Below are 13,154 nucleotides of genomic sequence, written 5' to 3' on the forward strand. Positions count from 1 at the left end.
GCGAAGTCGAACTGCTCCAGATGGCGCAGGTACTGGACCGCCTGCTCGGTCAGCTTCGGTTCCCTGATTCCGTCTTGTCCTTTCCTGTCAGGTTCTGTCGCCGTGCTCCCGCTCCTCTCGTCGAGCACGGGCGCACGTTCCCCGGCGTCGCGGAGGGATCCCAGACGACCATGCCGTAGGTCCCGCCCCGGCCCGAGACGAAACACACTCGCCCGTCGGCAAGCTCCACCTGGGTGCCCGACCCCACGTCCACCGCACCGGTCACCGCCCACCCGCCGATCGACACGCCGTCCGCGGCGGTAACGGTGAGCGTCAAGACCCCCGACGCGCTCACCTCCCATCGCCCGGGCAGGCCCGGCACGCCCGGTTCGGGATGGGAGAGCATGGCCAGCTTGACGGTGCCCGCCTTGCCGCCCGGGCCGGCGATCTCCGCCCAGCGGTTCTTCCGCCAGACCGTGTACTCCACCGGCACACCCGGATGGCCGGAGTCCTCGGTAGCCATAGATCCTCCTGTTCCTGGTGGACGCCCGAAACGAGCGCCCTTCAGGTGCCACCCTGCGAGGACGGCGGAGAACCGAGCAAATAATGTTGCCGTTCTGGCAAACTCATGTCCATGGACGACGAGAAGCGCGAGGGCCTCGACGCCGTCGGACCCCGGCTGCGCAGGCTGCGCCACGAACGTGAGACCACGCTCGCCGAGCTGTCGGCCGCTACCGGCATCTCCGTCAGCACGCTGTCCCGGCTGGAGTCCGGCTCCCGGCGGCCGACCCTGGAGCTGCTGCTACCACTGGCCAGGGCCCACGGCGTCACGCTCGACGAGTTGGTCGATGCCCCGGCCACCGGCGACCCACGTGTTCACCTGCGCCCCATCCACTGCAAGGGAGGGCAGACGGTCCTGCCGTTGACCCGGCGCCCCGGCGGCATCCAGGCCTACAAGTTCATCCTTCCCGGAGGCCGCCGCTCGGATCAGCCCGCTCCCAAGACCCACGACGGGTACGAGTGGGCCTACGTCCTCAACGGGCAGCTACGGCTCGTGCTCGGTGAGCACGACCTGGTCCTCTCGCCCGGCGAGGCCGCCGAGTTCGACACCCGCACACCACACTGGTTCGGCGCCGCGAGCGCCCAGCCCGTGGAATACCTCTGCCTCATCGGACGGCAGGCAGGGAGTTCCCATGTACGACGACGATCTGTCCGGCCTCCGCGTCGCTCTGTCGGACGGCGTCGCGACCGTGACGCTCGACCACCCGCCCCTCAACCTGATGGACGGCGTCCTCCTGCCCTCGCTGCGCGGGTTCGTCCACCGCGTGCGGAACGACACGAGAACGACGGGCTGATGACGACGATGGGCCCCGAGGTGACGCAGCGGGCGCACGACCTGCTGGCCGCGGGCATCCAGACTCGCGAGGGCGAACTCGACCACGAGCGCATCGTGGCCTCCCTCTGACCGGCAGGCACTCAAGGGGTCACCTCTTAGGTTCAGGCGATCCCTCAGGAACGAAGAAGGTCGCTGATCTGGTGCGATACCAGATGCAGCGACCCTCAATCGGTGGAGCTAGGGGGATTCGAACCCCCGACCTTCTCCCGGTGAAGCGAAACTCTTCGCCATCCGCAGGGCTGTCTGACGTAGCGATCGCAATCGTCCTGGCGAGCGTCAAAAACGGCGGAATCTCGCCGTTTCCGCGCGATGTAGACCCAGCCTCACACGGATGGGCATTCATCGGCAAGCGCGGGCGTTCGTTGGCACAGGACCCGTGTCACGATGCGTGTCACGAGCGGAATCGTGTCACGAACCGTGTCAGGAATCGTGTCAGCCCCAGTTCGCTGGACACCAGGATCTACGGTGGGCATCCCTGGTGGTCCTCTAGCGCTTCACAGCCCCGGCCCCCTCGCTGCTCACTGGCGGCTCGCTCCATGGTCGCCGAATCCGTGTCGCCCAGGTAATAACTGCAGGGCTCGCGACGCCAGCACATGCGAATCCGACCGCAAGCCCGACCCATCCGCCGACCCCGGCACCCAGCGACCAACCGATGAGTGCAGGCCCACCAGCCTTCACTGCACCATCAGACATGAGTTGCCACACGCCTTGGTACTGCCCGAGACGAGACGGCGGCGCCAGATCGTATGAAAGCGTCCAGCCGCCCGCCGCCCCGAGGATCTCGCCCAATGCCAGGACAATGCAGGCCGTAGCGAACAGCAGCCACACGAGGAGATCTTCCTGCTGCAGCGCACTCGCACTCGCCAGGACAAGGCACGCCATGGCCGTGAGAACGCCAGCCGCAAAGAGTGAACGGCGAGTTCCGCCTATGTCCTTGGCGAACCTGCTCAGTGGGACTTGGAGCGAAATCACCATGATCGTGCTGATTATCACGGAGACAGAGACGGCCCAGTTCGGCAGATCAGAGCTGTACACGATCCATATCGGGACGCCGACCGAGACCACAGCCCGATTGATCGCTTGCACGGCATTGAGCAGGCCAGCTCCGAGATACCCGACGTCCGTCAGGGCACTACTAGCAAGACCCACCCTTCGCTCCCCGCGTCCTACCTCTGGGAGACGGCTTGTCGCGAAGGCGCTGAAGCAGAACGTCAGGACGTCCAGGATCAGCACGCCGTGGAGTGCGGGCGCCGTCCCGAGCGAGATCGCGATACCTGAGACAAGTGCACCTAGCGTGAACCCTACGTTCGTTACGGATCTCTGATAGGCGCGCAGAGCCGCTCGGTCCTCCATAGGCACCAAGCGACCGATCAGGGTCGCCCGTGCGGCAGTGTTACCACTGGTTGCGAGCTGACGTATTGCCAGACAGGCCGCGCAAGCCACCGCATCCCCAGCGAAGACCAATGCCGCGGTTGATGCTGCGCATACCAGCTCCGTGAGCAGAGCGACGATACGCGCGCCGTGGCGATCACTTAGTTGACCGACCGGAACAGCACCCAGCACCCCGATGAGGCCGCTCGCCGTCAGGAGAACGGTAGACGTTCCTAGAGGTAGATGCTTGACCGTCGCCAAGTAGACCACCAAAGCGGACATCGTGGCTCCGGTGCCAAACATGTTGATCAAGTTGCCTGCGGCGAGCCAGCGCAAGCTGGGTTCTTTGGGGATCAGGCTCCCACTGATCCGCCTCACGCTGTCGGCCACTTTGCGCTGGATATGCTCGTGACGTGGCGATCTGCCACGACGACGGTCCGCTCGGACTCACCTGCTTCGCGCAACCCGACGACGACGGACCCTCCCGCATGGTGAACCGCGAGCTCAAGTTTGCTCGGGTCATTCGCCCCGAGCAGTGTCGCGACGGCGATCTGACCTGTGAGTGCAAATCCGGGGTGCCAGTCATCAGTGGACAAAGCCCTAACGCCAACTGCACGTTCGGTGAGCCGAAGGAGCAGGGCGGGCTTCGGCAAGACGGTCGACTCGCCAAGCCCGAGCAGTCCAGCGATCTCCCGACGGATGCCAGCAAGCAGCTTCCGGTGCTCCTCGCCCGCGCTGAACAGATCGCGCAAGCTTGAGATCCCGAGCGAACGGGCGTCAGCGAAGACGTAGGGGTTTCCGCTGTCCACGACGGAGACCGACGCTGTCTCGCCATCAACGGCTACGTCGAACGGACCGGGTCCGAACGGAAAGGTGGCGTGCGACAGTTCGACTGGGAACCCGAGACCCGCGCGAAAGGAGCTTGGAGTATTCGCGTCAGGACGGACCTCACAGGTCACGAGCCGATCCTTACCGAACCGGCGTGTCAGCAGCCGCACCCTCGAATCATCCCGGCCGGCGCCGCGGGCGATCATGTGTGTGGCTGTGGCCAGCATCGAGTGACCGCACTCGGGCGTGAGGTCCAGTGCCTGGACGCCGTCCCGCATTACGACTTGCGCGAAGACGTATTCCGCGTCTGCTGCCGGGACGCTCGCAGGTTGAACGAGTGCGACCTTCTGAATCGGTGCGCGGGCTGTCGCGACCGCTGTCTCGAGGATCGGGAATGGGTCGTCGATCCGACGATCGGCCGTCACGACAAGAGTCGGGGCGGCAGCACCGTCGACCATCCAAAGACCCGAACCAACACCGACCGTGCGGACTCCCACAGGAGCAACGGTGCTCATCGACTCTCCCCGATCTGCTGGAACCACAGCTCAAGGATCAAGATGGCCCACAGGGTATGGGCCAGGGCCTCCGAGCCATGCTCGGCAAACTCGGCCAACAACTTCTCGACTTGAGACGGATCGAACAGGCCACGCCGCAATGACGTCGGGTCCGTCAGGACTTCTCGCGCCCAGTTCAGAGCGACTGCATCCTCGTCGAGAAGGTGATCGGCAAGACGGAACGTGAACGGCTGCTTGGGTCGGTCCAGAATCGCTTGTGGTGCCCAGCCGTGCCGCCTGGCGGCTTCGGCCAGGGTCACTTTCACGGTGCCCGACGGGCCGAACCGCTGCCTCAGGTCGAGGGAACCTGCAAGGGCCCTCACGTCGCGTGAGCAGAACGGGACCCTCGCTTCGACTGCGTGGGCCGCGCTCAGGTGATCGACGCGCTGCAGGTGGTAGACGGGCAGACGGTGCCGGAGCTCGAACTCCGCGGCGGAGTTCACCCGCTCGATAACGTTTGAAGGTGTCGCTTCGCGCCACGGCGCGTCGTCACCGCGACGCTCGGCGGCAAGTCGGGCGATCGACTCTCGGCTCGGCAAGGACTTCCGCCAGTGCTCCGGAATGCCCGAAAGGGAGCTCCGATAGTCGGCGGGTGAACCTCCCTGTGCGAGCGCTCGGAATCTGTCGTAGCCGCCGAAGACCTCATCGCTCCCGTCACCGGTCAGAGCGACCCGAAATCCCGCCGATGAGACTGTCTGGAAGAGCCGGTAAGTGCTGACGATGATGGGATCGGAGTTGGGTTGGCCAAGACTGCGGACCACTGAGGGGAGCAGGTCGGGAAGATCGGCGCCGCCCAGAGGAACTTGTTCGAGCGGCAGGCCAAGATCGCGCGCGACCATCTTCGCGTAGGGCAGTTCGTCATAGCGGGAGGCTTTTCTCGGAACAACCGTGAACGCGGTCGTCGGCGTGCCGGTGGCACGAACCGCGAGCGTCGTGGTGACCGTGGAGTCCAGGCCGCCGGAGAGTACCGAGCAGTACGGGACTTCCGTGGGGAGCATCCGGCCAACGACGTCAGGCATCAGCCTGCCGAGGTCCGAGACAGGGTCGCCAGTCGGCGACGTGTCAGGCGATCGCAACGCGCTCACCTGACGACGCCTATCCGCTCGGATTTCGAGGATGTACCCGGGCGGTAAGGTTTCAACGCCTTGGACCAGCGTCGGGTCGCCGATTCGGGACCCCGGACTCAATGACTCACCGGGCGCGGGCCTGCCGGCCGCCCCAAGTACGGCCTTGAACCTCAGGTACCGGTCCAGCGAGTCCATGTCCACGCGGATCTCCGCGCCGCGGATACGAAGCAACGCTGGCAGCTCGGACGCGAAGCCAAATCTCTGGCCGTCGTCGAATACATAGAGCGGCTTCACTCCGGCCTGGTCCCTGGCCAAAAGCAGTTGCCCGGTCTCGTGGATGTAGGCAGCGATCGCGAACATTCCGTCCAGTTGCTGGATCGCCTCACGGCCGTGACGGGCGATCAGAGGCGCCAGCACCTCGCCATCGCACCTCGTCGAGAACGAAGCGCCGTCCTCGATTAGCTCCCGGCGCAACGTGGGAGCGTTGTAGATCTCGCCGTTGTAGAAGACGGTCACTCCGTCTGCTGTGAAGGGCTGCCAACCATCCGCAGGATCCGAGATGGCCAGGCGGGTTCCTCCGATCACGCCACCTCTGATCACACGGTGTGCATGTCCGTCGGGGCCGCCATGGCGCAAGGCCCGCGACGTGTCGCCCGCAAGGCGCGTCAACTGATCACTACTCAGATTGGGGTCGAGAATTCCATAGATGCGACACATAGCTGGGGATCTGCCACTCTCTATTCGGCCTTGCTACGGGTGATCAGTCAGTGCCCGACGAGTTCTGATTGGCCCGTGAGGAACGAGGCCCAATCGGCACTCGCGTCCCAGAGTTCGAGCGTGTCGTCCGCAGGACAACGGCGTTCGTCTGCCAGTTGCTTCAGGCTGTCCAGCGGTGCGGCGTCAAGGCCGCGCTGTTCCAAGGCTCGGGTCGAACGCGCCAGGACGTCATCGACCAGGGCGCCGGCGTCGACACGCTTGAGATGGCGGTCGATGAGGTCCGCCTCGTAGCCGTACAGCGACGCCCGGCGCATGTTCTCGTCAGCGATGGGAGCAACGACGTATTCGAACGGGGTCTGGTCAAGCATCAGGCCAGCGACCAGAGCGCTGTAGCCACGAATGAGGTCAAGTCGATTCGTGATGTCGAAGCAGGTGACCTCTTTACGGAAGAACTGGTCGTCACGGAAGTACAGCGGCCGGCGCGTGAAGCTACGGCGCCAGGACCGTTCGGACTTCCCCACTCGACCATCCCTGGTCCACGGACCATCTCCACGGACGGGGGTGTTCGCGCTCAGCAGGATGAGAGCGGGGGCGAACGAGTCGAACTTGGCCAGAATGGACTCACGGTCGAGGTCCCGTTCGATCTCCACGGGAAAACTCACGTTGACATGGATGCCCCAGGTCATCATTGCTGTCTCGGCGGCAGCCCAGCCCTCAATGCTTCGGTTCCCGCGTGGTCCTTCGTACTCCGTGTCGATGCGGTGGGATCCGTAGGCACTGCCTCGCAGGCCGACCTCGGCCAGCAGAACCTGCATCTCCTCGAAATGACGGACCAGGTGCGACTGCTGCTCAAAGACATCTCCGGCGATCGGCGTGCTGATCTCGATGCCTTTTACATGCAGGTCGATAACCTCACCGCCGTCGTCCGTGAAGTCGTAACCCTCGAGGTAGAAACTGCGTCCGTCTGAACCCGGGTACTTGATCGCCATGTAGTCGTTCCGGGGCGCGTTGGATCGTCCGATTACATCCTTGAGCACCGGAAATGAGAGCTCTTGCCAGTGCATCGGCTTCCCGTCTGCCCCGGTGACTTGGTATTCGAACTCGATGCCCATGCGGTACTCGTCGGGCCGGTATGCGGAAATGGTTACTCCCAGTGACTAGTTGGTGTTGATCGGAAGGTCTCGGGCGCGGTCCAGGACAACCCCCGTACGGAACCATTCGTAAAACTCAAGCAACTTCTTCATCACGTCGTTCATGCTGTCCCCGGTCGTGACGCCGCTGAGTAGGTAAGGGGCGGCGAGGTCCTGCGTCTCGCCGGGCGAACCCTGAAGAGGGAGAACCGTCTCGTAGTGGGTGATGTGGTCCGGAAGGCGATCGACGGGTGCCGTGCCAGAAGCGTGATCCGTGTCGTACACGAGCAGGAAGCCGCCATTCGGCGCCGACCGACGTTCTTGGATCTGGCTGGGATCCGACGGAACTTGGTACCGGGCTGTGAGCTCGACCAGGTCAATACCGCGCAAGCGCCGAATCGCCGGCTGGATTCGGCCACCGCCCACGCGGCTCGCGGCCTCATTGACGACAATCCCGTCCGCGGTGTCGAAGAACTCGACGTGGAAGGCCGTCGCGCCCGGGCTCGGCAGGGCAGTCAGCGTCTGCTGTGCAAGCCTTACGATCTCGGCACGGCGCGGGTCGTCTAGGTCAAGCGTGATCGCTACGGTTGGCACCGATTGGTCCCGCACGTCGAGCATCGTTCTGGACCAGGACCACACCTCGCTGAACATCACGCGGCCTTCTGCGAAAACCCCGTCGCAGTGCAACAACTCGTGCGGCGTGTAGGCCTCCACGAGATGGTCTTCGAGATGCTCACCAGGCAGCGCTCCCTGGGCCGTCGACTCGAACGTTGCGGCATCGCCCGGGCCGTCGATTCGAACGATCCCCCGGGACCCGGTCCCTGTACGAGGCTTTGTGAGGAGCGGATAACCGACTTCTTGAGCGAACGCCGCGATGTCCCCAGCCTCCCGGAGAGCCCCATACCGCACGACCGGGATGTTGGAGGCGGACAGGTGCTGCTTCATCACGAGCTTGTCTCGGAACGCTTCAGCGCTGGAGATGCCCTGTCCGTCGAGGCCGAACTCGTCACGAAGACGCGCCGCACGGAGGATGTCGTACTCGGAAAACGCGACGATCGTGTCGATGTCGTACTCGCGGATCCACTGACGTGCGACCTCCATGACTGCTGGGCTCGTGACGTAGTCTTCCACCTCTTCGATTTGGGTGTACCGATCGCGAATCGCAGGCCCGTCAGGATCATGATCGATCGAACGTGAGGCGGAATTGATGAGGAATAGCTCGTGGTCCGGTGCAAGCCATCGGTGAAAGGCCGCCGATCGCATTCGGTACCGGTTGAGGATCAAGACTCGGCTCATGCGTCGCTCCGGTCCTCGGTGCGTGTCTGGATCCGCACGTTCGATGCAAGTTCAGTTGCCGCGGCGATCGCGTCTGCCCGCTCCTTGGAGAACGCGACGACTGCGGCGCGCATGTCGTTTCCGTTCTCGATCGGGCTCAGGACATCGCCCGGCTTCACGAAGCACCGTGTCAGGAGGTTGAGGTCGCGCGAGACCAGGCTCGCCTGCTCGACCTCTACCGCTTCGACGGTCCCGTAGGGCTCTGCGATGCAGCGACGCACGGCGTACCCGTTGCTAAGCACCTTCAGATCAACCTCATGACCGTGCAGGACGTCGTACCACGCCTGGTAGAGATCAACTCCTGTCACCGCGCGGACCATGTCGCTGATGAACACGCCGCCGATACGCCCGTTCACCTCGACGATCCGAGGGCCTTGCGCTGTCAGCCTGACCTCCGTATGAGCGGGCCCGTCGATCAGACCACAGGCCAGCACGGCGTCCGTCGCGACGCTCGTTACCTGCTTGAGTTCTGGCTCTCCTAGTTGCGCAGGTATCTCGGCGTCCAGCTTTAGGGTCCCGGTTCGTCCACCGATGCCCTTGCTGGTGACCGCGACCGTCGTGACACTGCCGCCGACAACGATTGCCTCGACGCTGAACTCCGGCCCGTCCAGGTACTCCTCGACGATCGCCCCGGACTCCCAGGACTCTTCGACGGCGGCCAGGACGGCAGCGTCCAGCGAAGCGTCATCTCGTACGACGCTGACAGCACAACTTGCCGCACGGTCTGTGGGCTTAACGACCAAGGGCCAGCCGATAGACCTCGCGAGTTCACGTGCCGATGCGACCTCATTGCAGGCGATCCAGCGAGGCTGCGGAACGCCCGCACGGTCCAGGGCTTGCCGCTGGATCCGCTTGTTCGAGCAGGCGAGACCAGAGGCCTCCGTGTGGCCCCGCAAGCCGATCTGTTCGTTGATGCGGCCAACCAGAGGCAGCAAGTAGTCATAATCGGCCATGACCGCCGTGATCGCGTACCGTGCGTGGAACTCCAGGATGCGTTTTTCGATCTCTCCGGTCTCTCCTGCACGGAACGCATCCGGGAGCCGAGGGAGCAACAACTGCCTGTCCGCGAACCCGGAGAGGCTGTTGTCAGGATGATCGGCCACGACGACCTCACAGCCTGTCCGTGCCAAGGTGAGCAGAGCTCTTTCCCGTTCGGCTGAGGGGCGAATTACCAGTGTTCGTTGGTTAACAACCATCAGGCCAGCCCTTTCAACAACGTTCGCTGTGGACTACAGGTGAGGGAAGACTTCGTCGCTGAGCAGGTCCACGGTCTCGATTGCCTCCTCGATGGAACCCCCCGCCCAGTGGACACGGAGCAGAAGGTCGGTTGCACCACTTCGAGATATCGAATCGCGCAGTAGTCGAAGACATCGAGCCGGATCACCGATGATGAAACGGTCTTGTGAGAGTTTGTCGAATTCGAGGTCGAAGCTCTCCTCGTTCGGCAGCACTCGATCCTGCCCCCACGCTCGGTAGGTCGAATACTTGGCGCCGAGATACTTCGTTGCCCGCGCCCGCGCGGCCCCCATGTCCGGCGCGCATATGACCTCACGCATCAGGGGCACCGTTGACGCCTGAGGACGACCTGCTTCGGTCAATGCCCGACGATAGATGTCTTGCTGACGTTCGACCGTTGCCATCGTCGCGTGGGGATTGATCAACCAGGCATCACCCAGAGTCGCAGCTCGTCGCACCGCATTGTCGCTGTTCGCTGCAAGCCAGACCGGTGGTCCCAATTCTTGAATCGGCAAGACAGAGAGTCGCACGTTATCCAGTTGGCACCAGGGCAGGTCAGCGCTCACCTTGTCGCCCGCCCAGAGCCCTCGCACAATCGCCAGGTTCTTGATCAATCGATCAACCCGGCCTCTCCGGCCGATCCCAAAAGCCTCGAACTCGACGTCCCGGTACCCGAGACCCGCACCGAACACGAGCCGACCTTTAGAGAGGACATCCAGTGTCGCAAAGGTCTCCGCGATTTCCACCGGATTCTGCAGCGCGAGCAGGTTTATCCCTGAGCCCAAGCGCATGCCTTCAGCCACACCAGTGAGCAGACCGAGCAGCGGCACTTGCTGAAACTGGGCGAACGGATCGCTGAGATAGTGCTGCGCGACAAAGACAGAATCCCAATCACGCGACCGAACTGCGGCAACCAGGCGAAGCGCCTCGTCCAACGCGCGGGACGGACCTTCACCATGGTCGTACTGCACCGTGAGGTTCAGCCCGAATCGAGCTGATCGATCTACAACGCCGCCTGCGACCATCCTCTCCTGCCCCCCCATCAACCCACAAGAAACCGAAAGTCGACTCGAACTTCCCGTCAACTCCAGCCATACGGCAACCAAGGGGCGCCCACGGTTTCGATAGCAACGGTGGGGGCGCTCCAAGAGGAGGTTAAGACGATGAGCGAGGCACCTGTCCAAACTGTCCGCAATGCGGACTTCAATCCATATGCATCATTCTTCCAAGTTTCGATCTATCGGCCTCGGTGGGCAGTTGCTATGGACTGGCGCCGCCACGCCCCGGCGTTGGAACTTCGCGCCCGGCTCGACTCCTGACCACCACACGCTCGGATATCGCCTGCCCGTCCAGCCGTTCAGACTGCTGATGGGAAACGCGCCAGGGTCGTCGTTCAGTTGCCGATGCCGGAGAGGCGTGACAAGACACCGTCACGCCTGGTTCTGGCGGCGTCGGGCAGCCCGCCCTGACGGCCCGACCAGTTCTACTGGTGCCGCAGGTCGGACGAGGCCTGGTGGCGGACCGTCACCGGCACCCGCCTCGTCCGATTCGGTGCGCGAGGTGGACGCGAGTTGCCCGGTCGAATGCCAGGAGGCTCGCCGCTTGGCTGCTGCGCCGATTATTCTGCGCCCATGACCGACCTGCGTGAGCTGCACACCGTCGCCGATGTCACGAGTGCAGCTGGCAACGATGCCCTGGCGCTGTGGGCCGCCGCCGACCTGGCACATGGCCAGCGCGCCTTTTCTGTAGGCGAGGCCACCGCAGTGGCAGCGCCGAGCCTGTCCGGCCGCGACCGACTCGTCGTCACCGGCCCTGCCAACGACGCTGCAGCTCTGATCCGTGCCGTGCTGCCACATGTCGGTCCCACATTCCGCCCCATCGGCAACGAAGATCTGATCCGGAGCCTGGTGACCATGGTTGCCAACCTTGATTTTGTCGATGCCTTCGGATGGATGCAGACGGAGACCACCACCGGCAGCAAAGGCGGCACAACCACGTGGCTGGCCGCGTCGGATGACGCTGACATCACGGCGCTGCTCGACGAGTCGTTTCCGGACTCCTATGCCCGACCCGGCCGACCGGCCGCGAGTCGCTGGGCAGGCGTACGTGATGAGTCCGGAGCGCTCCTCGGTTGCGCTGCCGATGCTTGGAGCACTCCACGCGTGGGATTCCTTGCCGGCGTCGCGACCGCCAAGCAGGCACGGGGGCAAGGTATCGGTACAGCCGTGTGCAGCTTCGTCCTGGAAAGCCTAGTCGACCGCCACGGCATGGCTGCCCTGATTGCCGACAGTTGGAACACCGCCGCCGTCCATCTCTACCGTGGCCTTGGCCTGTCGTGGCGTCCCATTGCCGCCGCCAGAGTCATAGGCCACTAGCCTCTGGCTCTCATCGGTGAGGTATCCGCAGGCTGGATAATGACGGCGAACGGCGCCACCGGCCCGGGAACTGTGGTCCACGTTCAGTACGGAACCGGCTCCAGAGGGAGCATCGTCGACCCAGCCCTAATTGGTCTCGGAAACGCCGTCGACAGACACGCGCGGCTATCGAAGAAGCCTTCGATGCAGTAGAACGAACCCCCAACCCCCTGCTGGTGGAGCGGGTTTCGACGCTCGCTCACAAGGCTGTCTTGAGTGGGCTGGGTTAGCCCTGTTGGTGGTGCAGAAACGGCTAGATTCCGCCATTCCTGCGCCGCTCGGGTTCAGCCTGACACGGTTGGCATTCGTAGGCAAGCGTCGTCGCCGGTGGTCGCTGGAACCGTGTCATGGTGCGTGTCACGGGCGGCAACCGTGTCAGGAATCGTGTCAGCCTCGGCGGTTGGCTGAACGTGAGAAGGGAGTGGTGGTCTCCGGACGGCGGATCGGCCGAGAGGAGACCACCACTCAGTTCGGCGCTGCTAGGCGGCGGCCTGCCCGCCCTGACCGACGTCGTTCAGGAGCTGGGCGAGGTCGTCCCCGGCCTCGTTCAGCCACTCGTCGTAGACCGACAGGTCGCGCCCACGCGTGGTGTACGTGGTGGTGCGCTCGACGTCGACGAACGTGATCGTCTCGGTCGGGTAGGCCCGCTGCACGATGCGCAGCACACCCAGCACGACGTGCAGGGGCAGCCGGCCGCGGTTGAACCGGACGTAGAGCACCTCAAGCTCACCGTTGGGGTGCCGCTCGGCGCACAGCTTGGGAAGCTTGACCGTCAGGTCGCCGACCTGGACCGAGCGACCGGCCTGCCGCTCATGGTCCAGGCCGTCCCACCAGGGGGCCAACTGGATCCAGTTGCGTGCGGCGGCCGCGTAAGGGCCCTTCTTCTTGGCGTCCGTCGAGGCCGCAGCGGCCATCTCCAGCGCCTGCCCGTCGCGGGTACCGCGACGGTCGGCGAGCAGCGCGTTCTTGAGCGCCAGCCAGAAGTCGGTCCAGTACTGGTACCCGCCTACGTCCCCCGCAAGCTTGCGGCCCACACGCTCGGCCGAGGCCGCGGAAGCGCTCAGGTACTTCGTGAACTGGCTGATGTAGATCTCTGCCATGGGTGGTCGTTACTCCTAGGGTCACGA

The 13,154-nt window shown here is 64.2% G+C and carries 10 protein-coding genes and 1 pseudogene; 2 read left to right on the top strand and 9 right to left on the bottom strand.

The window, feature by feature from the left end; translation table 11 throughout:
* Positions 1 to 49 precede the first annotated feature (49 nt).
* A complete protein-coding gene (locus tag AC0QU1_RS23410) occupies positions 50 to 502 on the bottom strand; it encodes a hypothetical protein (RefSeq protein ID WP_483572842.1) in 453 nt (150 codons plus the stop codon).
* 111 nt (positions 503 to 613) lie between these two features.
* On the opposite strand from AC0QU1_RS23410, the pseudogene AC0QU1_RS23415 reads away from it, so the two are divergent.
* Positions 614 to 1,195: pseudogene (locus AC0QU1_RS23415) on the top strand (helix-turn-helix domain-containing protein); the annotation flags it as partial.
* A gap of 666 nt (positions 1,196 to 1,861) precedes the next feature.
* On the opposite strand, the gene AC0QU1_RS23420 reads toward AC0QU1_RS23415, so the two are convergent.
* From AC0QU1_RS23420 to AC0QU1_RS23450, 7 genes are all read right to left on the bottom strand, one after another.
* Positions 1,862 to 3,136: an MFS transporter gene (locus AC0QU1_RS23420; protein ID WP_483572843.1), complete on the bottom strand. Its 1,275-nt coding sequence runs from the start codon at positions 3,134 to 3,136 to the stop codon at positions 1,862 to 1,864.
* On the bottom strand, positions 3,121 to 4,089 hold the full coding sequence (locus AC0QU1_RS23425; RefSeq protein WP_483572844.1) for a 2-methylaconitate cis-trans isomerase PrpF family protein: 969 nt from the start codon (positions 4,087 to 4,089) through the stop codon (positions 3,121 to 3,123). The genes AC0QU1_RS23420 and AC0QU1_RS23425 overlap by 16 nt, the downstream gene beginning before the upstream one ends.
* Positions 4,086 to 5,912, bottom strand: a complete 1,827-nt coding sequence (asnB, locus tag AC0QU1_RS23430) for an asparagine synthase (glutamine-hydrolyzing) (RefSeq protein WP_483572845.1) — start codon at positions 5,910 to 5,912, stop codon at positions 4,086 to 4,088. Before asnB ends, AC0QU1_RS23425 begins: the two co-directional genes overlap by 4 nt.
* A gap of 47 nt (positions 5,913 to 5,959) precedes the next feature.
* Complete coding sequence (locus AC0QU1_RS23435; protein WP_483572847.1) at positions 5,960 to 7,024, bottom strand: glutamate-cysteine ligase family protein; 1,065 nt, start codon at positions 7,022 to 7,024, stop codon at positions 5,960 to 5,962.
* 45 nt (positions 7,025 to 7,069) lie between these two features.
* Positions 7,070 to 8,338 (bottom strand): ATP-grasp domain-containing protein, encoded by a 1,269-nt coding sequence (locus AC0QU1_RS23440; protein ID WP_483572848.1) that lies wholly within the window; start codon positions 8,336 to 8,338, stop codon positions 7,070 to 7,072.
* Positions 8,335 to 9,507, bottom strand: a complete 1,173-nt coding sequence (locus tag AC0QU1_RS23445; RefSeq protein WP_483616323.1) for an ATP-grasp domain-containing protein — start codon at positions 9,505 to 9,507, stop codon at positions 8,335 to 8,337. Before AC0QU1_RS23445 ends, AC0QU1_RS23440 begins: the two co-directional genes overlap by 4 nt.
* A 99-nt stretch (positions 9,508 to 9,606) precedes the next feature.
* Positions 9,607 to 10,638: an LLM class flavin-dependent oxidoreductase gene (locus AC0QU1_RS23450; RefSeq protein ID WP_483572852.1), complete on the bottom strand. Its 1,032-nt coding sequence runs from the start codon at positions 10,636 to 10,638 to the stop codon at positions 9,607 to 9,609.
* Positions 10,639 to 11,244: 606 nt separating this feature from the next.
* Here AC0QU1_RS23450 and AC0QU1_RS23455 point away from each other — a divergent pair.
* Positions 11,245 to 11,988, top strand: a complete 744-nt coding sequence (locus AC0QU1_RS23455) for a GNAT family N-acetyltransferase (RefSeq protein ID WP_483572854.1) — start codon at positions 11,245 to 11,247, stop codon at positions 11,986 to 11,988.
* 518 nt (positions 11,989 to 12,506) lie between these two features.
* On the opposite strand, the gene AC0QU1_RS23460 is transcribed toward AC0QU1_RS23455, so the two are convergent.
* Entirely contained in the window at positions 12,507 to 13,127 is a 621-nt protein-coding gene (locus AC0QU1_RS23460; RefSeq protein ID WP_483572856.1) for a hypothetical protein, read from the bottom strand.
* Between the last annotated feature and the right edge of the window lie 27 nt (positions 13,128 to 13,154).

The organism is Promicromonospora noduliphila, assembly GCF_056951025.1.

Excerpts from the sequence above, each read along its gene's own strand:
- AC0QU1_RS23410 (WP_483572842.1), bottom strand. The coding sequence starts at position 502 with ATGGCTACCGAGGACTCCGGCCATCCGGGTGTGCCGGTGGAGTACACG.
- AC0QU1_RS23425 (WP_483572844.1), bottom strand. The coding sequence starts at position 4,089 with ATGAGCACCGTTGCTCCTGTGGGAGTCCGCACGGTCGGTGTTGGTTCG.
- asnB (WP_483572845.1), bottom strand. The coding sequence starts at position 5,912 with ATGTGTCGCATCTATGGAATTCTCGACCCCAATCTGAGTAGTGATCAG.
- AC0QU1_RS23435 (WP_483572847.1), bottom strand. The coding sequence starts at position 7,024 with ATGGGCATCGAGTTCGAATACCAAGTCACCGGGGCAGACGGGAAGCCG.
- AC0QU1_RS23440 (WP_483572848.1), bottom strand. The coding sequence starts at position 8,338 with ATGAGCCGAGTCTTGATCCTCAACCGGTACCGAATGCGATCGGCGGCC.
- AC0QU1_RS23450 (WP_483572852.1), bottom strand. The coding sequence starts at position 10,638 with ATGGTCGCAGGCGGCGTTGTAGATCGATCAGCTCGATTCGGGCTGAAC.
- AC0QU1_RS23455 (WP_483572854.1), top strand. The coding sequence starts at position 11,245 with ATGACCGACCTGCGTGAGCTGCACACCGTCGCCGATGTCACGAGTGCA.
- AC0QU1_RS23460 (WP_483572856.1), bottom strand. The coding sequence starts at position 13,127 with ATGGCAGAGATCTACATCAGCCAGTTCACGAAGTACCTGAGCGCTTCC.